Raw genomic sequence first — 21,614 nt, forward strand, 5'->3', positions numbered from 1 at the left:
TACATATAGTTTACTATAATTACTATAAAACATACAACAATATATTTAGTAATCACTGTTTTATTCTTATATAAAAGCAATACATAAAATACTATAAATACTATTTAGTTATCTACACTATATTTCTTTTCAAATAGCATTTATTATATATTTTGTCCTACAAAATAAAAAAAATCCTCAGAATAAAATTTAGTCTTACTGAGAATTTGTGTTACTTTTCACAAGTAAAGTTTATGGCAATTTATTAAGCTTTTATTTTTAATATCCATGAAAACTTATATCGTAATTATAAACACTATTATTTCTATAACCATAGGAACAATTGCACATGTAAGAATTAGTTTTATTAATTTTTTATCATCTTCTATTATAGAATAATCCAATATTTTGATAGATTCTTTTTTAGTAAATCCTTCATCACTTTTTGATTGTCTTGTAAAACTTAAATTTGCCATTAATCCCACCTCCACATCATAACTTCATACTTAAATCAAAATCACTACATTAACTTTTGTATAGAAGTATGCTTACAGGATATTTGTTACTTTGATAAGTAACACTTACTGGCAATCTACTATTTACTTTCATTATATGTTTTTTGTAAACGTTTTGATATAGATTATGTATACCTAAAAAAATAAAATTAATACTTTTATTAAAACTACCTTTTAAAGATATAACAAAAGGGAGAGTTTAAATAAAATTCCACAGCAAATGTTATATGTGTTCATTGTTTGCTGTTCTCTTTATTCAAACTCCCTAAAATTTTATTTTAAAATTTTATTCCAATCTTTTTCTCTTATTACCCCATCCGCTCCTTGAGAACTCCATATGCCAGCCTTAACTTGCCATGCCTTAACACTTTCAACAGTATTAGCATCCCATAATTCATTTTTAGGTGTTATACCTATATACCATTTTGTAAACTTAGTAGCTAAAGGATTAGAAGGCCACCCTGCCCCTATAGTTGGCTTCTTTATTATTGTATTTAATGCATTAACAAGAGCATCATCTATATTATTACCACCTGGTAAATCAACTACATATTTAAATTGACTTATAGCTTGTTTAGTTTTATCATCTAGCTTTCCTGTAGCATTATTCTCTCCTGATTCAAGACAGCTGACTCTCTGCAGGTCATGCTGAACAGATTTAATAAAATCAGAACTCATGTTGTTATTTGGATCTTCTCGGCCTGTAAGTCCTTGAACTATTGCACCTGCTATAGTGTCTGATCCTAACTGATTATATAAATTTGCATCACTTTGTGTATCTACAAAACATACTTCTATCAATATAGCAACTGGCTTACTGTGTTTTATTACATATAATCCACTACCATCTTTTACACCTCTGTTTATAAAACCTAAAGATACTAATGAACTTAAAACTTTACTTGCTAAGGTGTTTCCTGCTGAGCTCATAGCAAATACTTCACTGCCTCTACCTCCACCCGCATTTAAATGTATTGAAATTAAATAATCTGCACTAGCAGCACTATCACATCTCCTCTGTAAGCTATCTATAACACTTGCAGCACTAGAAGGTCTTACATTCCACGCTTCATATCCTAATGACTTCAATTTAGATATAACCTTATTCGCTATATCTAAAGCACAATTCTGTTCAACTAAATAATAAGCTGCTCCACCATCTCCACCTAAACTTCCATTTACATCTCCATGACCAGGATCTATTGCAAATTTACTCATAAAAATTCACCCCTACTTAATATATGTTTTGAAATTTAAAGTGTTATTTTTTATCAAAGCACTTAAGCAATTTATTAAGTGATTCTTAGACTTAGGTGAATCTTAAATGCCTAAGTGATACTTAATGTGCATATTTACTGATACCAATCAATAACTTGCCCATTAAGTGTTCTTATATAAACTTCATCTGAATCTTCGAAGAACTTATACAGGGGCGTATTAGCCATTATACATCATTACTATATAATAAACCTCACTAATTTAAATAAAAAAGTTTTAAACATAATTATAAAGAGAGGCACATACCTCTCTTTATAATTATGTTTAACTTAGAAAAAATTCTAATTTTATAATTCCAAAATACCGTTACTTTAATTTTGACACCTATCTCTGAGATAGGTGGGTGCTTTCACAAATGTTTTTTTAAATCTGCCAACTTCTGTTGGACTTATAGCTCAAATACGCATTTAAATATTAAGCTCCCGTTTAAATGCTGTAGGTTCAAAATTAAAGCTTGCAAATATTTCAGAAAATTTTTCTTAGTTAATTTTTATTCTGTAAACCTTTTAATATTTTATTTACTATCATTATATCAAATAATAATAGAAATGCAACACTCCTTTTACATAAAAATAAATAAATATTTCATACCAATTATAGTAAAGCACACTTTACATTTCCAACATTTATGTATATAATAAATGTAAAGTATACTTAACATTTAAACATATTTTTAATAATATGTAGTAAAGCTATGATTTATAGTTTATGTAAAGTCAACTTTACATGGAGGTGATAATTTTTGAAAAACAAAATAAAACAGCTAAGAGAAAACTTTAACCTAACACAACAAGATCTAGCTGAAAAAGTCGATGTATCCAGACAAACAATTATTTCTTTAGAAAACGGTAAGTATAATCCTTCCATTTTACTTGCTCATAAAATAGCTAAGACTTTTAATCTATCAATTGAAGAAATATTTATATTTGAAGAGGAGGAATTTTAAAATGAACATTAATAAACAAATAAAAAAGGGTATATTTTACTATGGCTTTATGGCTACTATTGGCTTTATAGCTCTATTTGTAGGATATGTTTTAAATTTTGAAAAACATGCTATGTCTGGTTTAGCAATTGGCTTTACTCCTGTAGGCATAATTGGCATGTTGATTTACATCTTTGGAAAGGATAAAACTCAATTGATTAAAAGTGTAAAAGCAGAAAATGAAGAAAGAAACATTTTTATACGCAACAAAACTGGCTATAGAGCCTTCTGGATAACCTATTGGTATGTTTTTGCTGCTACAATAGGAACCAATTTTTTAAATATATCAGCAAATAATTTATCTATAACTACCTTAATTTTTATGCCTATTGTATACTTTATTACCATGATTATATATCATTACAAATACTAAATTACTATAATTTCATGTATAAATGCAATTAAAACAAATTGTAATTATATATGAATAAGTTTAAAATTTATACTTCGCAATACACCATGAAAATATCACAAAAATCCTGTACTCCCAAATAGGAATACAGGATTTCTTTTATCTTATACTATAGACTTTTTTCATAAGCTTCCACCATTTTTTTAACCATGTTTCCACCTATTGATCCAGCCTCTCTTGCAGTTATATCTCCATTATATCCATCTTTTAATGTTACACCAACTTCTGCAGCTGACTCCATTTTGAACTTATTTAATGCCTCTTTAGCTTCTGGTACTAACACTTTGTTTCTACTCATAGTATATTCCTCCTCTTTAATAAGATTTGTACTACACTTTATGGCCTTATTTTGTTCTTTTTTAAGTTTATTACTCTATTAAATCAAAGGCAAATTTGAATATATATTTCTTAAATTGAATTTTTGTACAAAATAAAAATAATGCGAAGCTTTGCTTCACATTATGCTCACTTTGTAAAACTTAACTTATCTTCACTTTCTGTTTCTGCAGAATACTCTAAAATATCCCCTGGTTGACAGTTTAATTCCTTACATATTGCCTCCAAAGTAGAAAATCTAATAGCCTTTGCTTTATTATTTTTTAATATAGATAAATTTGCATTTGTAATTCCAACTCTTTCAGCTAGTTCTGACAAAGATATCTTTCTTTTAGCCATCATTACGTCTAAGTTAACTATAATAGGCATATATTTCCTCCTATACTGTTAAGTCATTTTCTTTTTTTATACGTACAGCTTCTTTAAATATTTCTGCAAAAATTAATATTATAACTCCTATAAAAATCCACAAAACTGTATCTATTCTTGTTACAATACCATTATCATCTAAGTTCAAAATTATAAAAGCACTAAGACCATACTTAATAGTTCTATATGAAAACACGAATACACCAACTATAATTGTTGAAAATCCTATTTTTCTAAGACGCATCACATTTTTTAATATAAAAATTTCTTTATTAATAAAAGCTTTAATTACTTCCCTTAAGTGAAAAGTAATACTCATTACACAAATAAATACTACAATAAAAAATCCAATTACTAAATTATTTTTAATATTATATTTCATATAAATAGAACATACTAATCCTATAATCAACATAGGCAACCCCATTATTTCTATAATTAAAAATACACTTAACAATGTTTTTACAAATCTTAAACTTGGATTAAGAAGTCTCATGCTCCATAATCTAGTGTTAAGTGATTCATTTACTGACTTCACTGAATTATTAAACTTCCCCATTAATTGCTTAATTAAAGCTAATTTATTATTTCTAATAATTTTCATTTGTATCTCGCCTCCTCTCAATCTTTATATAGTTAAATCATTATCTTCTTTTATCTTAATAGACTGACTAAATATCTCTGATAAAATAATCATAAAAATTCCCATAATAATAAATATTAAAAAATTCATATCACAATAAGGTCCATATTGATTAAAACGTACGCAGAAAATTCCTTTATACCCAAATACCATTCTGTCTTTTATGAAAATGTATATGCCTATTATAAAAATATTAAAAGCCATACTTCTCATACTTTTTACATTATTAAATGTAAATGGATTTTTTTCAATTAGTGTTTTATTTATTTTTATAAGCTCATTAGTAATTACAATACAACTTATAAATGATATGAAAAACAAAATAGTCATAAATATATTTGGTGGTATAAATTTAAAATGATCTGCTAAAGCGCACAAGCCTATTGGTAATAAAATGCATAGCACAACTTCAATATAAAATAACACTTTTAAAAATGTATTAAAGAACTCAAATTTCTTTACATCTTCCATAGAACTTTTAATCATACTAATCCTCCTAATCTTTTATACAGTAGCTACATCACCGTATAACTCATGTAAACTTAATGAGATAAACAAATCTTTAAATAAAAAGCGATCACTTTAAGTCAAAAATTTAAACTCTTTACTTTTTCCACTAATTAAGATTCATTGATCTTATGAAAATTATACCATTGCATTTATTTAAAATCAATATTATTTTATTGATAAACGATAAATAATTATTGTTTAATGTTATAATTGCTAAAATTTTATCGTCTATATACAATAAAAATTTAAAAACTATCAACTAAATTAAATTTATACTAAATCTATAAAATAAAGTGACCGATTATCATTAATGATACATTGGTCATTTTATTTTTTTATAAATTTTTGAACCTTTTTTATATTTCATGTCTCTTATATAATAGGTGCACCTAAAAAGGAGGAAATGACATGGATGAATTTAATATAATACAGCGCTGTAAGGAAGGCGATATGGATGCCTTTAATAATTTATATAAAAGATATAGCAGTAAGGCTCTTAAGACAGTTTACCTTATATGTGGCCGGAATAATATAGCGGAAGATATAGTTCAGGAGGCTTTTATAAAATGCTATAAAGAAATTAAAAATTTAAAAAATCCTGAAACCTTTCAAGCTTGGTTTTATCGTTTACTTACAAGAATAACATGGCGTTATTGTTCAAAAGAAAAAAATCATTTACACATAGAAAGTATAAATGATAATAAGGATATAATTGCAGATAGCTTAGCAGTATCTGATATTGCTGAAAAAAGCGAAATTAGAGAATTAGTAAATATTGCTGTTAACAAGCTAAGCATACCTTTAAAAACAACTGTTATTCTTTATTATTATAATGAATTATCTATTAAAGAAATATCAAAAGTTTTAGGTTGTTTTCAAGGTACAGTTAAATCAAGGCTTCATAATGCTAGAAAGCTGCTTGAAAAAGAATTAAGCAGTAAAGAATTTGCAGATTATTTTTTAACTGATAAAACTATTAGGAGGGATTCAGATGAAAAGGCAAGACCATCAACAATTTGAAAATGTAATAAAAGCAGCTTTAAAAGATAAGGCTGAAAAAATATCCATACCAGATACTATGTTTCAAAATATAAAGCATGAAATTGAATTGAATAGGAGTGAAAAAAAGTTTATGTTAAAAGAAAAATTATTATCTTTAAATTTCAAAAAATCTATGGTTGCTGCATCTTGTGGTATATTTATAGTTGCAGGATTATTCTTAACATTTTCTCCAGGTATCAGAGTTTCAGCTCTTCAGAGTATAGATAAATATGTTAATGGTTATTCAGAAATGAAAAGGTATGATAGGGCTCCATCTAAAGATGAATTGAAAAAGAACTTAGGATATGAAGTCAAAATACCTGCTTTACTTGAAGGAGGATACAAGTTAGCTAGCAGTCATATATTAGGACATGTTGATGGTTTAATACCAGACAAACAATATGATAAAAAAGGCGCAACTAGTATATATTTAAAGGACAACAATAAAGAAGAATATGTGTCATTAGCTGCTGGTAAAGTTGGGGCAGAAGATAATTTACCAATATTTAAAAATGCTAAAACTGTAACTATTGGAAATACTACTGCACATTGGGTAGAATATAAAATGCACTCAGTACCTAAAGATATAATGGATAAAAAAACTCAAAAACAAAAGAACGAAATTGATGAGGCTTCTAAAAATGGAAAGGAAATTTTAACTATAGTTTCTAATAAGGATGGATCAAAGCTTAATGAAGAATTTAAAACTGCATATTCCTTAAAGTGGGTAGATAATAACGTAGAATATCAACTTACCTCTGAAAATAGTAGCTTAACTTTTGAAGAACTTTCAAAAATAGCTCAAGATATAATTAATTCAAAATAAAACTGAAATTAGAAATTATAAAGTTTCTATCCGAAATATTGTTTTATACGCTGTGATATATCAATAATATTTCGGACAGAAACTTTAAATATTATTAAATAGTCAATTATAATACATATTGACAAATGCTCTAAGTTCAAATTGTATTCTTGAATTAAAAAGTCACTTAATTTATAAATGAAAATGCATATTATAGGTAGATAAGTACAAAGTAACCTTACTTACTCATTTGTAATATGTTTAATCTGATAAAGGCAACTCCAAATCAAAAGTTATGACATTGTTTTTATAATGTGCTGTTAAATTTCCATTATGAAGCTGTACTATAGTTTTGCTAATAGCAAGTCCCAATCCAGAACTATTTTCATTTTCAGAACGAGCTTTATCTACCATATAAAATCTTTCAAATAAACTATTAATATTTTCTCCTTCTAAGCTATCACACTTATTGCTTATAGATATTAAAACTCTTTCGCTATTTTTTAAGAGCTTTAAATTCACATCAGAAGGCTTTACACTATATTTTATGGCATTTGTAAAGAGATTATCAAACAATCTAGCAAGCTTGTCCGGATCTCCATCAATTATAATTTCCTCATTAGCTAAGTTATCTTTAAATTTAAGATTATTATTTTCAAACAAATCTATATATTCATCTATAAGCTGCTTTACCAATTCATTTATGCTAAACTTACTAATATTCAACTTTACACTTCCTGATGACAATTTTGTATACATAAAAAGATCATTAGTTAATCTTCTTAATCCTTCAGCTTTCTTAGATAATATGTCTATATATTTTAAAAGCTGTTCTTCATCTTTATAATTTCCTTCTTTTATAATTTCTATATATCCAATAATATTAGTTAAAGGAGTCCTTAAATCATGTGCTGCATTAGTTATTAAATCTTGTTTAGATTTTTCTATTCTCCTTTCATTTTCTATCTTTTCTTCTAACTCTCCTGCCATACTATTGACATTAGCTGATATTAACTGAAGTTCATCCCTTCCCTTCTCCTTTATCCTATACTTCAGGTTTCCTCCAGCCATTTCATTTAAACCACTGCAAATTTTCTTTATATATTTTAATTTTGGTCTGGTAAGAAAACTTACCATAAATATAAAAATAATAATCATTAATAAAAATCCTATGTCTCCCCTGCTGCCGCGAATATTATCATGTGAATTCATTGGATTTGTATTTCCTTTTACAAGTACATTAAGTATTTCATTATTAACTTTTACTGCTGAAATTTTTGAATAGTCAACTCCCCCTTTATTTCCATCATATCTTATTTCATCCTGCAGCGTAATTTGTTTATCTATAAATGCCTGTAAATCTATAAACTTTTCACTGCTATTTGCTCCATGATATAAAACATTCCCCTTATTATTTATTATATATATTTTAATATTATTTTTCTTATACTTTTCTTCATACTTTTCTATAACTTTATTTATTTCATCACTTTTATTTGTTACCTTTTCTAAGTCTTTAATAAATTTAACATTAGCATAACTAATGTCACGTGTGTAATTTTCAGAGTCTTGTATAAGTAAGTCCATTATAACGTTAGAGGCACACATTGATACAAATGCGCATACCAAAAACATAATTATCATTTTAGATCTTAGTCCAAATCTAACTTTCAATTTTATATCCAACTCCCCATACAGTTTTTATATAATTATTCTCTTTTCCAATCTTTTCTCTTATTCTCCTTATATGAACTGTAACAGTCCTATCTGAAGCAACATACTCTTCTTCCCATACATTTTCATATATGGAGCCTATACTAAAAACCTTTCCTCTATTTTGAGCAAGCAGTACTAATATTTTAAATTCATAAGGTGTTAATTTGATCTGCTTGTCCTTTAAAAATACTTCATGAGTTGATATATTTATAGAAAGTTCATCAACTTGTATTACTTCCTCTTGTACAGCCTTGAAATTATTATTTAATTGTCTATATCTTCTAATTTGAGATTTGATCCTTGCTAAAAGCTCTAATGGATTAAAAGGCTTACCCACATAATCATCTGCCCCAATAGTAAGCCCTAATATTTTATCAGCATCATCAATTTTAGCAGACAAAATTATTATAGGAACATTAAGCTTTTCCCTTATCTTCATACATGCCTTAATTCCATCCATTTTGGGCATCATAACATCTAATATAATTAAATCAACCTTAGTATTTTTCAATATATCTAAAGCTGCTATACCATTAGCTGCTGTATGCACATTCATATCTTGATTAACCAAATATATATTAATCATATCTCTTATATCTTTATCATCATCTACAACTAAAATAGTGCTTTTTTCCACATACATCCCTCCCTATATCCATTAATTATATACTTAACTTTCGTATATATAAAACTTTAGCTTAATAAAATCAGAATGCGACGCAAAGCTTCGCAAGTTAATAATTAAGAATTAATAATTAATAGTGAAGGTTTACTTTTTGTAGTGCATTGAAAAAAAATCCACATTAAAAATTAATTCTTCATCATTAATTTTTAAACTGTAAAAGTTGAATTATCTTTGTATTACATATTTATATTAATATATCTTTTTTATTAAAAACAATTTTACTTATTATAATACTTGCTATAATCCAAATAATTAATATCAATGCTGCCTTATAAATATCCATATAACAAGCACCTGTCTTCATAATAAACTGTCTATCTATAATTTCAGATACATCCCCATAAGAGAAAAATATAGGAATAATAGCACTTCCTGCATTTCTTAGATTAGTAAATATTACAAATGTAATTTGTAATATTGTACATGTACCTACTGCAGCAGAATTACTTTTTAATATGGTTGAAATCATTAAACAAACACATACTGATGCAGCTATAAATATAATTTGAAACATTATTACTTCAAGTATAAATTTGTACTGAGGCATAATATATCCTGTATTTAAAATAGGACTTATATGTTTATCTATGCTGGGCAAAATAACATCGCTGTAATTAAATTTAGGATATATAGGTACGGGTTCCTTATATCCTGAAAAGCCATATACAAATCCTAAAACTGTAAAAATTACAATTTCTATAATACTAATAACTAAAAAGCTAGAAATTGCAGCTGCTAATCCTTTTGACAATATTATATTAAATTTGCTTACAGGTCTACTTAGTATTGATTTAATATAAGCTGGTGAAAATTCACTAGATACTATATCTGCTGTAAATATAGTTGATACTAAAAATATAACAAATATTCCAAACACATCTAAATAAACAGTAAACAATTCTCCTGATCCTGGCTTGATAGCTGATGAAGGTCTAATATTGTTATCAAGTAAATATTGCTTACTTAATATATCTAACTTCATTTTTTCTTTTTCTAAACTTTGTATACTTGTATCATTAGACTTTAAACTTTGTTTATCTTTATAAATGTCTTCTTTTGCTTTTTGTTTCCAATAAGTATTAGGATTTTTTAAATCTTCATTGTAATAATCTATGTGTGACTGTGAATCTTCTATTCTTTTTTGAAGATCTTTTTTTTCATTTGAAGAAGCTGATTTTTCTCGTTTTTGTAACTCCACAATATCCGATCGTATTTTTTTTATCTTCTTATCACCACTATCATTAATAATTAATATGAACATTCCTATAGTTACTATAAGTAATGCCATAATTGCTATTAAAAACTTTTTTCTATACCATACCTTTATTATTTCATTTTTCACTAATCCAACCATAATTTTTTTTCTCCTTTACTATTGATTCTGTAATTCTTCCTATGAATATATCTTACCTTCATTTACCACTTCCATATACATTTCTTCAACTGTTTCATATTTTTTATAAATTTGACTTATCTCTACACTTTCAGCACAAAGCTTACTAATTATCTTTGGTGTTGAATTTTCATCTGTTAACATTACTAACTTTCCATCTTTATAAGAAATGTTATGAATACATTCCATAGTTTTAAGTACTTTTTCACATCTTTCTTTATCATTACTAACAATGATAACTCTATCTTCTTTTTTATCATTATCACTATTTAGTGTGCGCATTAACTTTGTTTGTCCATCTTCCATAAATACAACTCTATGACATATAAGCTGAACTTCGCTTAAAATATGTGAGGATATCAATATAGATATCTTTCTTGCCCTTGCTAACTTTTTAAGTATATTTCTAAGTTCTATAATTCCTGTAGGATCTAATCCATTAGTAGGTTCATCTAATATTATAAGTTTAGGATTTGACATTATAGCTTGTGCTAATCCTAACCTTTGTTTCATGCCTAAGGAATAAGTTTTCACCTTATCATTTATTCTTTTAGTAAGACCAACCATATTTACTGCTTCTTCTATGTCATTCTTCTTTATTCTTTTATCCATCCTAGCTATTTGTTTTAAGTTTTCCATACCACTTAAGTATGGATACATTTCTGGATTTTCCACAATAGCTGTTAAATTTTTAAGTGCTTCTACTCTATCTTTTTCAATATCTTTTCCCATTATCAAAATACTGCCTTCATCAGCATTTAAAAATCCTACTATCATTTTTATAACAGTAGTCTTTCCAATACCATTAGGACCTAAAAGACCAAATATCTCACCTTCTTCTATAAAAAAATCTACTCCTTTTATGATTTCTTTTTTTCCAAATTTCTTATGTAAATTTGACACTTCTAATACCTTCATCATTACATCCTCCATCACTAACTATTTAAGACATATGAAAGAAAATAATAAATCAAGGATGAAACGTATATTTTGTACTAAACGCAATATATACATCATATTGATCAATTGATTTTTTCATATATCTAATGATTACTGCTTCTTTTCCAATACTTTATCTAACCTTTTACCACGTTTCTTATTATAGTAAAAAAATATTACAAACTAGACAGTAATACTGCTAAGTTTTTATTACAAATTATTAAGATTTTATTAAGGCAATTATAGACGAAATATATGTAAAAATAATCGCAAAAACTTATAGACAATTGAGAAAACAAGTGTTAATCATGTTTAATAGAAGTACATGCACAAGATATGAAAGAATAAAAAATACGTTACTTAAGAAAATATACCATTCCTAAATAACGTATTTTTTAATAATCTTAGCTTAATTAACATACCACCTGCCTAATATTACGACAGTTGTTTCAACTTAAATATTTTATAATTATAATGCAGCTTTAAATATGTTTAATACATCTTTTTCATCTAAAGCTTTAATTGCACCAATTTTACCTTCGCTTACAGCTTTTTTTGCCATTTCTTCTAATCTATCCTCTCCTATACCAACTTCTCTTAAAGTGATAGGTAATCCTAAAGAAACAAAATATTCCTTAGTTTTTTCAATAGCTTCATTTGCTATGGTCAGCTTATCTTCATTTTTATCAATTCCCCAAACATTTACTCCATATTCAACAAAGTTATCTACTGTATTTTCATCTAAAACATACTTCATCCAATAAGGCGTTAAAATGGCAAGCCCTACCCCATGAGTAATATCATATAATGCGCTTAATTCGTGTTCCATAGGATGTACCGCCCATTTACGAGGTTTACCATATGATATTAATCCATTTATAGCTAAGCTGGAAGCCCACATTAAATTTGCTCTTGCTTCATAGTTTTCAGGCTCATTAACTGCTTTTATTCCATATTCTATACAAGTTTTGAGAATAGCTTCTGATATTCTATTTTGCAAATATGTTTCTTTTGTATTAGTAAAATAAGATTCAAAAGTATGGCTCATTATATCCGCTGTACCTGCTGCTGTTTGACTTTTAGGAACTGAGAAAGTATACTCAGGATCTAAAATCGAAAACTTAGGTGCCATATTAGGATGAGCTGTACCTATTTTTTGATTAGTCTCTGTATTTGAAATTACAGCAAATTTATCCATTTCTGAACCAGTTGCAGCTAATGTTAATACAGCTCCAATTGGAAGAACTTTTTCTATATTTCTAGGATTAACCACCACATCCCATGGCTTTCCTTCATAATAATAACCTGCCGCTATTACCTTGGCACAATCAATTGAGCTTCCACCACCTACTGCAAGTACAAAATCTATGTTTTTATGTCTGCATAATTTTATACCTTTTTCTACTGTTGTTATTCTTGGATTTGGTTCTACACCTGAAAGTTCCCAAAAATCAATATCTCTATCTTTTAAAATACTAACTATTTTATCATATATACCATTTCTTTTTATACTTCCCCCACCATAAACAATCAAAACCTTTGATCCATATTTTTTTATACTACGGCCAAGTTCTTCTATTTGACCTTTACCAAAAAACACCTTTGTTGGAATTGAATAGTTGAAGTTTTTCATAACTTAATACCTCTTTCCATTTAATCTATATTCTTAATTTATTTACTATTAATTAAACTTTTTTAGGTACTTAACTAATTTAATAAATAGTCTTTCCCTTAAATAAAACAATATCATTCTTCTTTATTTTCTGCTATATTCTACTTTATATTGATCTTACTGGGTTATGGATTTTCATATATGTTACCTACAATTACTACATTTTCATTTAACATTTGAATATATAAGTATTCATTTTCAACATAAAAACCATATATTTCAGTTGAATCACTAAGTTCTCCACATTCTCCTATATATTTTGAAAAACCGTATTTTCCAAATTTAACTGGCAGCTTTAAAGAAACTTTTTCATTATTTATAGCAATTATATCCCCTTCATAAATCTCTCTACCACACTTATCTTTAAGTCCTGTATACTGAAGTATGTTAATATTTTCATTTATATTTTGATTAACCACATCATTTATAAAAAAAGGTTTACTAATTACTAAACCATTCCAAAACTTAAATTTAAATTCTCTCATGCTCCCACCACCTATCTTTACTTCTTTATCTAACGATATTATAGCATTTATTTTTTCTTTGTTAAATGAAAATAACCACTAGTTATTAAACTAATGGTCTTTTCTAACGCTGTACATATAATAAAGGGGGACTTTATTATTTTCACTTTATCTAAGCTTTAGTAACTTAGTACAATTCTTATTATAAATGCCAATTGTTACAATACTGTGTCATAGTAGTTAAACAATTATTTATAATTTAAAAACATTTTGTAAACAAAATCTAATAATTAGTTTTTACTTGAATTAATTACTATTTTAAATATAAAATTATATAGTAAGACTTCTATTTATATCTACTTCACTATTACATTAAAAAGGACAGTGATATTTATGAAAACTTATTTAAGACTTGAGATAACATCCCAGGATAGAATAGGTATGGTTTTAGATATTTTGAAAAAACTCTATGAGAATAATATAAGCATTCATTCTCTTGAAGTTTTTCCAAACAAAGTATCTATAAAAGTTGAAAACTTACAAAAGAATGAAAATAAATTAAATATCATTAATAATCTACTTACTATAAAAGGTGTTTTAAAAGTTAATGAAGTTGATTTACTTTCTTATGAAAAAAATGAAAGAAGACTTCGTGCTATTATAGATGCTGTACAAGATGGCATCTTAGCCATAAATTATAATGAAGAAGTAGAACTCTTTAACAATTACTGTGAAAAAATATTTCATTTAAAAAAGGAAAATATAGTTGGAAAAAACATAAAAGAACTTTTAGGCTTTGATGGTCCCATTATAAATCTTTTAAAAACGGGTAAAAATTATGATAATATTGAAGTACTTACTAAGAACGACAAAAATAATTTTCACTATATTACTTCAGGACGTTCTGTAAAAGATGATAAAGGACAAACTATAGCTGCTGTTGCATCTCTTAAGGATATTAACGAAGCTATAGAGATGTCAAACGTAATTGCTTCAAAAGAAGATTTCGTGTTTAAAGATATTATAGGAAACAGTTCTTCCATTATAAAAACGAAAAAAATATGCTCATCTGTAGCAAAAAGTAATTCGACCATACTTCTTCGTGGTGAAAGTGGTACAGGCAAAGAATTATTTGCAAAAGCCATACATAGGTTAAGTTCAAGATCAGATAAAAATTTTCTAGCTTTAAATTGTGCTGCTCTGCCCGATAATCTTATAGAAAGTGAACTTTTTGGATATGCAAAAGGGAGCTTTACTGGTGCAATAGCAAATGGAAAAGAGGGTTTATTTAAAGCAGCACACAACGGCACTTTATTTTTGGATGAAATAGGTGAATTATCTCTTCCTCTTCAAGCAAAGCTTTTAAGAGTTTTGCAAGAGGGTACTATAAGGAAAATAGGAAGTACTGTAGAAGAAAAAATAGATGTAAGAATAATTGCAGCAACTAATAGAAATTTAGAAAATATGATAGGGAAATGTCTCTTTAGAGAAGATTTATATTATAGGCTAAATGTAATACCTATATATATTCCTAGTCTTAGAGATAGAATTGAAGACATTCCCATGCTAGTTAACTTTTTTATAAAGAAACTAAATAAACAAATGGGCAAAAACATAAAAGGAGCAGAAATAGAATTCATAGAAAGTCTAGTAAAATTCCACTGGCCAGGTAATATACGTGAATTAAAAAACGTTGTAGAAAGATCTATGAATCTATGTCATGGAAACCTTCTCAAAGAAGAAAATTTAATTATGGATTTTGAAAAAATTCCAATCTGTAAAATTGATTCACAAAATTATAATTTTGACTTCAAGTTAAAAGAAATAGTAGAAGCTGCTGAAAAAAAGGCAATTACTTCTGCCATGGAAAATTATAAGAGCTGCAGAAAAGCTGCTAAAGCTCTTGGAGTATCTCATACTACTATAATAAATAAATTAAACAAATATGGACTAAATTTCCACTAATGTATGATAAATTTTTATATAAATTGTAAAAGTGTAAAGATTTATTTACATATGTAAATAAATCTTTACACTTTTTTAGAAAAACGGTTTAAAATATTTACACTTACCCAATAAACTCTCCATTTCATAATTGGTAAGAAATTTGCTTTATAGTTAATTATAACTATAAATATTTGGGGAGGAGAATTTTTATGGAAAATATAAAAAAAATGGGATTTAATACTTTAGCAATACATGGAGGTCATGTTGGAGATACTCAATATGGTTCCTTAGCTACTCCAATATATCAAACATCAACTTTTATATTTGATTCAGCTGAGCAAGGTGGAAAAAGATTTGCTGGTGATGAAGGTGGCTACATATATTCCAGACTTGGAAATCCAACCTGTACAGAAGTTGAAGATAAACTAGCCTTATTAGAAGGCGGGGAAGCTGCTGTATCTACTGCATCTGGCATGGGTGCAATTTCTGCTGCACTTTGGACTGCACTAAAAGCTGGTGATCATGTAGTTGCATCAGATACTTTATATGGATGTACTTTTGCTCTTTTAAATCATGGTCTTACAAGATTTGGTGTTGATGTAACATTTGTTGATGCAACAAATGTTGAAAATATAAAAAATGCTTTAAAGCCAAATACAAAAGTTGTTTATCTTGAAACTCCAGCAAATCCAACTTTAAAAATTAATGATATAAAGAAAATATCTAACATAGCTCATGAAAATAACAAAGACTGTCTTGTATTTGTAGATAACACATTCTGTACTCCTTATATTCAGAGACCTCTAGAATTAGGAGCTGACGTAGTTGTTCATTCTGCAACGAAATACTTAAATGGACACGGAGATGTTATAGCCGGCTTCGCAGTTGGTAAAAGAGATTTTATAGATCAGGTTAAGCTTTTTGGATTAAAAGATATGACTGGTGCAGTGCTTAGTCCTTTTAACGCATACCTTATTATAAGGGGTATGAAAACTTTACCTATAAGAATGGAAAGACATTGTGAAAATGCTATGAAAGTTGCTAACTTTTTAGAATCACATCCTGCTGTTTCTAAAGTATACTATCCTGGACTTGAAAGTTTCGAATATTATGATCTTGCTAAAGCTCAAATGAAACTTCCAGGTGCCATGATTTCTTTCGAACTAAACGGTGGAGTAGAAGAAGGCGCACTAGTTATGAATAATTTAAAATTAGCAGCTCTTGCAGTAAGTTTAGGTGATGCTGAAACTCTTATTGAGCATCCTGCTTCTATGACTCATTCACCATATTCAGCAGAAGAAAGACATGCTGCTGGTATAAGTGATGGTCTTGTTAGGTTATCTGTTGGTCTAGAAGATGTAGAAGATATAATAAATGACTTAAAACAAGCTCTTGATATGATAGTTAAATAAATTTCAAAATAACCATTTAAAAATTTAAACTATGGATTTTTAATATTATAATAAAAGGGTTTATAAATAAAATTTAATTTTATTCATAAACCCTTTATTTTCAAAGCAATTAAAATTAATTTATATAACAAATTAACAATTTCCATATTTTATTGCATGTTAGATATTACCTCATCCATATCATAAACAGCTTTTTCTATTGCTGCTTCTCGACCAATTGATGGTATATCAACACCTTCAACCATAATTTTATCAAACTTACTTATTCCTAAAAACTTAAATATATCGTGAACGTAATTTACTCCATGATTAACTTTTCCAGAAAATATTTTAGGATAAACTCCACCTGAAGATTGTATATATACCATTTCTCTTTCCTTATCTCCCAGTAACCCTTTTACTTCATCAGGAGTTACCTTAATAACTTTATCATTAAGTATTATGCAATCAATATACATTTTAAGTCTAGCTGGAAACATTACACTCCACATAGGCGCTGCAATTACATAAACATCTGCACTTAAAAATTGATCACATAACTCATTTATCCTATCTACAGCTAATTTATCATCCTGAGATAATGCTTCATATTCTTGTCCTGAAACAAGCTCTGCTCTTGATTTAAAATATTTATAATTTAATTCAGGAATATACTCACTTGAAACATCTATTTCCATAAGTTCATAATCAGAATATTGCTCCATAACACGATTAATAAATTCTCTTCCTACAGTCTTGCTAGTAGACATTTCTTCAGGTTTTGTACTTACAGTAATATATAACAACTTTTGCAATTAAATCATCTCCTTAAGTTTATATTTATTTTTTAACTTAAGATAATAATTTATACACATTCTTTATAACTTTACATGAATTCAGAATATATATCTGAAAATTCAATATTAATCCTCTCTATATTAGTCTCATAGGTGGAACTTTCTTCATTATGTTTTTCTTCTGTAATCACATCAGGAAGCTTAATAATAAATTCACTTCCCTCCCCTACTTTACTTTTAACCTGTATACTACCTCCATGCATTTCCACAAAAGATTTAACAAGGCATAAGCCTATACCCGTTCCCTCGCTATTTCTCCTTAAAGTTTTATCAACTTGTCCAAATCTTTCAAATATCATTTGTAATTTATCATCAGGTATACCTACACCTGTATCTTTTATAGAAATGCTAATACTATCATCCATATCCATCATATTTACATATATGCTTCCTTCTGGATTAGTAAATTTAATAGAATTAGATAATAAATTAAGAATAATTCTTTCAATTTTATCTGCATCAAAATTCATTATTTTTTCTTCCACATCAGTATCAAATATAAGGTTTATTCCTTTACTTTCTACATATGATACAACAGACAAAGTAATATCTTCAACAACGCTGACTATGTTGTATCTTTTTGCATGAAGTTTAAGAAAACCTGAATCTGCCCTAGTTATATCTAATAAATTATTAATTAACTTTAAAAGCCTATAACAATTTTGTTTTACTACTTTAAGATATTTATGTTGTTTTCTACATTTTGTTCTTCATTTTTGTTAATATATATATTAAGTACCTGCACTGCAGAAAATATAACATTTAAAGGTGTTTTCAATTCATGAGATATATTTGAAAAAAACTCCGTTATCATTTTATTAAATTCACGAGTTTCATTTAGCAATTTTATGTTTTTCTCTACATCCTTTTCAAGCTTTTCTACTTGTTTTTCTGAAGTTATATCACTTAAAATACTTAATACTGTTTGTTTTCCTTCATATATGAAATATGTGGAAGTATTTTTCACAATAACTATATCTCCATTACTTCTCATTATTTTTTCTTCAAAAACTAATCTTGTTATTTTTTTATCATATATTTGTTTAAACTTTTCCTTCACATTATCTTTTTCATTACTAGTAGTAAAATCTAAAATTGATTTTTCATTTAAATCCTCTGTTTTTGTAAATCCAACTAGCTTTGCAGCGCTTTCATTTGTAAATATCACTTTATCATCACGATGAACAAAAATTGCATCTCTTGAGTTTTCAATAAGTAAATTGTAACAATCTTCATTATTGAAAAGCATTTCTTCTATGTATTTACGATGATTTTCCTGTTTACTTAATTTACTGTTCAATGTTTTAAGTTGCAAATTTTTCTGTTTTAAATTTTCCTTTTCAATTTTAACATAATGTCCCAAAGGCCAAGCTGTTAAAACAAAAACTCCAACTAAAATCAAATCATTTTCAAAATATAAATTAACTCCATTGGAAGAACCATAAACCAAATCTATTATCAATATTATTGCAGACGAAACTAAAGCTATACCCATTCCATATTTCATACCAGATTGTAAAGTTGATGTTATAATTAAAAATAAAAACAAAAATTTATATTGACTTGTATAACTATTAGATAAGAAAATAGAAAATGAGAATATTATGATAAATACCATATTTTCTATAATTTGCATATTTTTTATATTTTTAGATTTAAATATCCTTATAGAAAAAAATGACCAACTCCAATAAATTAAGAACATTAAACAAATTAACACTCCTAATTCAATTATATAAAAATAACTATCATTTTCATTAGCAACATTATTATTATTCAAAAAAAATCCATTATAAATTACGATTCCACAGAAACATAATGAAACTAATTTAACGATAGACACTATATTATATATATTTTCTTTTCTCTTCTTATCAATATTATCCATACTTTTCACACCCATATAATTATTTATTATAACTCTCTAAAAATATAAGGATCAAAAATTTGATCCTTATATTTTAAATGTTATTTTTCCCTAAGGCATTTTGGCTCCTTAGGTTGATAGAACCCTGTGTAACATGCTGATGCTGATGTTGAACGCGCAAGGGATTTAAGTACTTTTGCACTTAAATTTGCAACAACCTTTTCTAAACCTTTTTTCATATGCTCACTTCCTCGCAAAATTTTTTAAAATATTATCTATTTTAGTTAATATTTTATGCCCTTCATTGGTAAGTGTAAATGACTGCCAAACAGCACCTACACATATACACATAATGCTGTTTAATAAAAATACATTACTATATTTAAAATAAAAAATTAATATTACAAATATAATTATAGACAAAATATTAAGTATTAATATAGATTTCCTTTTAAAACGTTTTTTAGTTTCCATTTTAACAATAGGTTTAGCAATACTATCCACAGGAGCAAGTTTATAAACTATATAATATGAAAATATTAAACTTATTACACTAAAAAAAACTATATAATATAAATTGAACATCCAGTATATCTTATGAATAATTAAACTAAATCCTACACACACAGTTATTCCAACAATAGTACATCTACCTGGAGAACTAGCATGAACTCCTCCAGAGTATTTTCTTAATATGCAAATAACAAAGAAGATAATAAACACTTCTATCAACATATTAAATACAATTCCAAATAACATAATCCATAAAATTGACCAGAAAATCTGTAGCAAACAAAATGCTCCATACGCCATAATTTCTTCTGAATCCTTGTCCAATTTTAAAGTTCTAGCAATCTTATATCCTATTTTATTTGATAAACTTTCAGTTAAAAACATTTTTACAATCCTCTTCCTTATTTTTATACACAAATATGTAAAGTAAGTAAATAAAACATATAAACAGTACTAAAGAAGGCATCATATACAAACTTTTCATTAATGGATGATTTATCATAATTTGTATATTTATTTTTAGATAATCATTTAATATAAATAAATTTATCCATTCACAAATTAATAATACTATCGTCCCACTCAATATAGAAGATATAGATTTATCAATAGGTATTTTATTTATTAAAATGTTTATTATAATATAAAATATAATAATTACAATAGTGTGAACTCCAAAATGAATAGGAAGCTTTCTTACTAAATAAACTGTTATTGCAAAAAGAATACTTGATACAAAATACGATTTTTTATTTATTTTTTTCCTGGCAAATAAATAGCTTATAAAAATATATAAAAGAGACTCAGGAATACCTCTTAAAAAAACTTCCAATAGAGATACTTGTATCATAATTTTATTAATCCTTCCTCATATAGAATTTATAATAATTATAACATTATTTGTACATAAAAGGAATAATATAGCGATATTATAATTAAAAAATCACTTCTATATAATTTTTTAAATTAAATTTTAGTAATCAAATATGATAACGCCTATTTTAATTCCATCATTATCATAATTAATGCCATACATTCTGCAAAAAACGGATATTATGTAGGTAATTTTTTCAATTTTACATATTGCTACATAAAGTAATGCTACTAAGCTATTAAATAATATTAAGGAGGGTGCAAGATATAAAACTTTCTTTACTGGATTTCTCAGAACTGCGTATACATCAATACTTAACCAATGTAATACAGAAAAATTTATCACTTTACAAATTGATAGTATTATAAATTCTATTAATATACAAAATATTGATTTATTAATGGATATTTTGTTTATTAAAAT

At 26.8% G+C, this 21,614-nt stretch carries 21 protein-coding genes, 1 other RNA gene and 1 pseudogene; 6 read left to right on the forward strand and 17 right to left on the reverse strand.

The annotated features are described in order from the left end of the window. Positions 1-275: 275 nt before the first annotated feature. The 3 genes from HBE96_RS01000 to ssrS all read right to left on the reverse strand — a co-directional run bounded on the left by HBE96_RS01000 (position 276) and on the right by ssrS (position 2,247). Positions 276-455, reverse strand: coding sequence for a hypothetical protein (locus tag HBE96_RS01000; protein ID WP_169295909.1), 180 nt, complete (start codon positions 453-455; stop codon positions 276-278). 312 nt (positions 456-767) lie between these two features. After that, a complete protein-coding gene (locus HBE96_RS01005) occupies positions 768-1,712 on the reverse strand; it encodes an N-acetylmuramoyl-L-alanine amidase (protein WP_169295910.1) in 945 nt (314 codons plus the stop codon). Between the two features lie 348 nt (positions 1,713-2,060). Then, a non-coding RNA gene (gene ssrS, locus HBE96_RS01010) (6S RNA) lies at positions 2,061-2,247 on the reverse strand. A 267-nt stretch (positions 2,248-2,514) separates the two neighbouring features. Here ssrS and HBE96_RS01015 point away from each other — a divergent pair. Together HBE96_RS01015 and HBE96_RS01020 are read left to right on the forward strand one after the other, a co-directional pair. Further along, positions 2,515-2,718, forward strand: coding sequence for a helix-turn-helix transcriptional regulator (locus HBE96_RS01015; RefSeq protein WP_169295911.1), 204 nt, complete (start codon positions 2,515-2,517; stop codon positions 2,716-2,718). A gap of 1 nt (position 2,719) precedes the next feature. Continuing rightward, entirely contained in the window at positions 2,720-3,130 is a 411-nt protein-coding gene (locus tag HBE96_RS01020; protein WP_169295912.1) for a hypothetical protein, read from the forward strand. 148 nt (positions 3,131-3,278) lie between these two features. Here the strand turns inward: HBE96_RS01020 and HBE96_RS01025 are convergent, their stop codons facing one another. From HBE96_RS01025 to HBE96_RS01040, 4 genes are all read right to left on the reverse strand, one after another. Then, on the reverse strand, positions 3,279-3,467 hold the full coding sequence (locus HBE96_RS01025; protein WP_169295913.1) for an alpha/beta-type small acid-soluble spore protein: 189 nt from the start codon (positions 3,465-3,467) through the stop codon (positions 3,279-3,281). A gap of 167 nt (positions 3,468-3,634) precedes the next feature. Then, a complete protein-coding gene (locus HBE96_RS01030; protein ID WP_169295914.1) occupies positions 3,635-3,874 on the reverse strand; it encodes a helix-turn-helix domain-containing protein in 240 nt (79 codons plus the stop codon). 10 nt (positions 3,875-3,884) lie between these two features. After that, the gene (locus HBE96_RS01035; protein WP_243186793.1) at positions 3,885-4,478 is read right to left on the reverse strand and encodes a DUF2975 domain-containing protein; all 594 of its coding nucleotides are present in this window, start codon (positions 4,476-4,478) and stop codon (positions 3,885-3,887) included. Positions 4,479-4,502: 24 nt separating this feature from the next. After that, a complete protein-coding gene (locus HBE96_RS01040) occupies positions 4,503-5,003 on the reverse strand; it encodes a DUF2975 domain-containing protein (RefSeq protein ID WP_169295915.1) in 501 nt (166 codons plus the stop codon). 432 nt (positions 5,004-5,435) lie between these two features. Here HBE96_RS01040 and HBE96_RS01045 point away from each other — a divergent pair, with 432 nt between their 5' ends. Both HBE96_RS01045 and HBE96_RS01050 read left to right on the forward strand, forming a co-directional pair. Further along, positions 5,436-6,047 (forward strand): RNA polymerase sigma factor, encoded by a 612-nt coding sequence (locus HBE96_RS01045; RefSeq protein ID WP_169295916.1) that lies wholly within the window; start codon positions 5,436-5,438, stop codon positions 6,045-6,047. Continuing rightward, positions 6,019-6,894 (forward strand): hypothetical protein, encoded by an 876-nt coding sequence (locus tag HBE96_RS01050; RefSeq protein WP_169295917.1) that lies wholly within the window; start codon positions 6,019-6,021, stop codon positions 6,892-6,894. Before HBE96_RS01045 ends, HBE96_RS01050 begins: the two co-directional genes overlap by 29 nt. Before the next feature lie 240 nt (positions 6,895-7,134). On the opposite strand, the gene HBE96_RS01055 is transcribed toward HBE96_RS01050, so the two are convergent. From HBE96_RS01055 to HBE96_RS01080, 6 genes are all read right to left on the reverse strand, one after another. Then, the gene (locus HBE96_RS01055) at positions 7,135-8,547 is read right to left on the reverse strand and encodes a HAMP domain-containing sensor histidine kinase (RefSeq protein ID WP_169295918.1); all 1,413 of its coding nucleotides are present in this window, start codon (positions 8,545-8,547) and stop codon (positions 7,135-7,137) included. Next, positions 8,537-9,226, reverse strand: coding sequence for a response regulator transcription factor (locus HBE96_RS01060; protein WP_169295919.1), 690 nt, complete (start codon positions 9,224-9,226; stop codon positions 8,537-8,539). The genes HBE96_RS01055 and HBE96_RS01060 overlap by 11 nt, the downstream gene beginning before the upstream one ends. Before the next feature lie 232 nt (positions 9,227-9,458). Then, positions 9,459-10,628: an ABC transporter permease gene (locus HBE96_RS01065; protein ID WP_169295920.1), complete on the reverse strand. Its 1,170-nt coding sequence runs from the start codon at positions 10,626-10,628 to the stop codon at positions 9,459-9,461. Between the two features lie 39 nt (positions 10,629-10,667). After that, positions 10,668-11,588: an ATP-binding cassette domain-containing protein gene (locus HBE96_RS01070; RefSeq protein ID WP_169295921.1), complete on the reverse strand. Its 921-nt coding sequence runs from the start codon at positions 11,586-11,588 to the stop codon at positions 10,668-10,670. A gap of 487 nt (positions 11,589-12,075) precedes the next feature. Continuing rightward, positions 12,076-13,239 (reverse strand): iron-containing alcohol dehydrogenase, encoded by a 1,164-nt coding sequence (locus HBE96_RS01075; protein WP_169295922.1) that lies wholly within the window; start codon positions 13,237-13,239, stop codon positions 12,076-12,078. Between the two features lie 164 nt (positions 13,240-13,403). After that, positions 13,404-13,763 (reverse strand): YopX family protein, encoded by a 360-nt coding sequence (locus HBE96_RS01080; protein ID WP_169295923.1) that lies wholly within the window; start codon positions 13,761-13,763, stop codon positions 13,404-13,406. Between the two features lie 372 nt (positions 13,764-14,135). Between HBE96_RS01080 and HBE96_RS01085 the strand changes: the two genes are divergently transcribed. Both HBE96_RS01085 and megL read left to right on the forward strand, forming a co-directional pair. Then, complete coding sequence (locus tag HBE96_RS01085; protein ID WP_169295924.1) at positions 14,136-15,707, forward strand: sigma 54-interacting transcriptional regulator; 1,572 nt, start codon at positions 14,136-14,138, stop codon at positions 15,705-15,707. A 191-nt stretch (positions 15,708-15,898) separates the two neighbouring features. Next, entirely contained in the window at positions 15,899-17,101 is a 1,203-nt protein-coding gene (megL, locus tag HBE96_RS01090) for a methionine gamma-lyase (protein ID WP_169295925.1), read from the forward strand. A gap of 149 nt (positions 17,102-17,250) precedes the next feature. Here megL and HBE96_RS01095 read toward each other — a convergent pair whose 3' ends face one another. From HBE96_RS01095 to HBE96_RS01110, 4 genes and pseudogenes are all read right to left on the reverse strand, one after another. Next, the gene (locus tag HBE96_RS01095) at positions 17,251-17,895 is read right to left on the reverse strand and encodes an FMN-dependent NADH-azoreductase (RefSeq protein ID WP_169295926.1); all 645 of its coding nucleotides are present in this window, start codon (positions 17,893-17,895) and stop codon (positions 17,251-17,253) included. Positions 17,896-17,966: 71 nt separating this feature from the next. Continuing rightward, positions 17,967-19,825: pseudogene (locus HBE96_RS01100) on the reverse strand (PAS domain-containing sensor histidine kinase). 80 nt (positions 19,826-19,905) lie between these two features. After that, entirely contained in the window at positions 19,906-20,043 is a 138-nt protein-coding gene (locus HBE96_RS01105) for a cyclic lactone autoinducer peptide (protein ID WP_169295927.1), read from the reverse strand. 4 nt (positions 20,044-20,047) lie between these two features. Then, on the reverse strand, positions 20,048-20,701 hold the full coding sequence (locus HBE96_RS01110) for an accessory gene regulator ArgB-like protein (protein WP_169295928.1): 654 nt from the start codon (positions 20,699-20,701) through the stop codon (positions 20,048-20,050). Positions 20,702-21,614: the final 913 nt, after the last annotated feature.

Origin of the sequence: Clostridium muellerianum (assembly GCF_012926525.1) — a bacterium.
In the GTDB taxonomy this organism is placed as follows: Bacteria; Bacillota; Clostridia; order Clostridiales; family Clostridiaceae; genus Clostridium_AM; species Clostridium_AM muellerianum.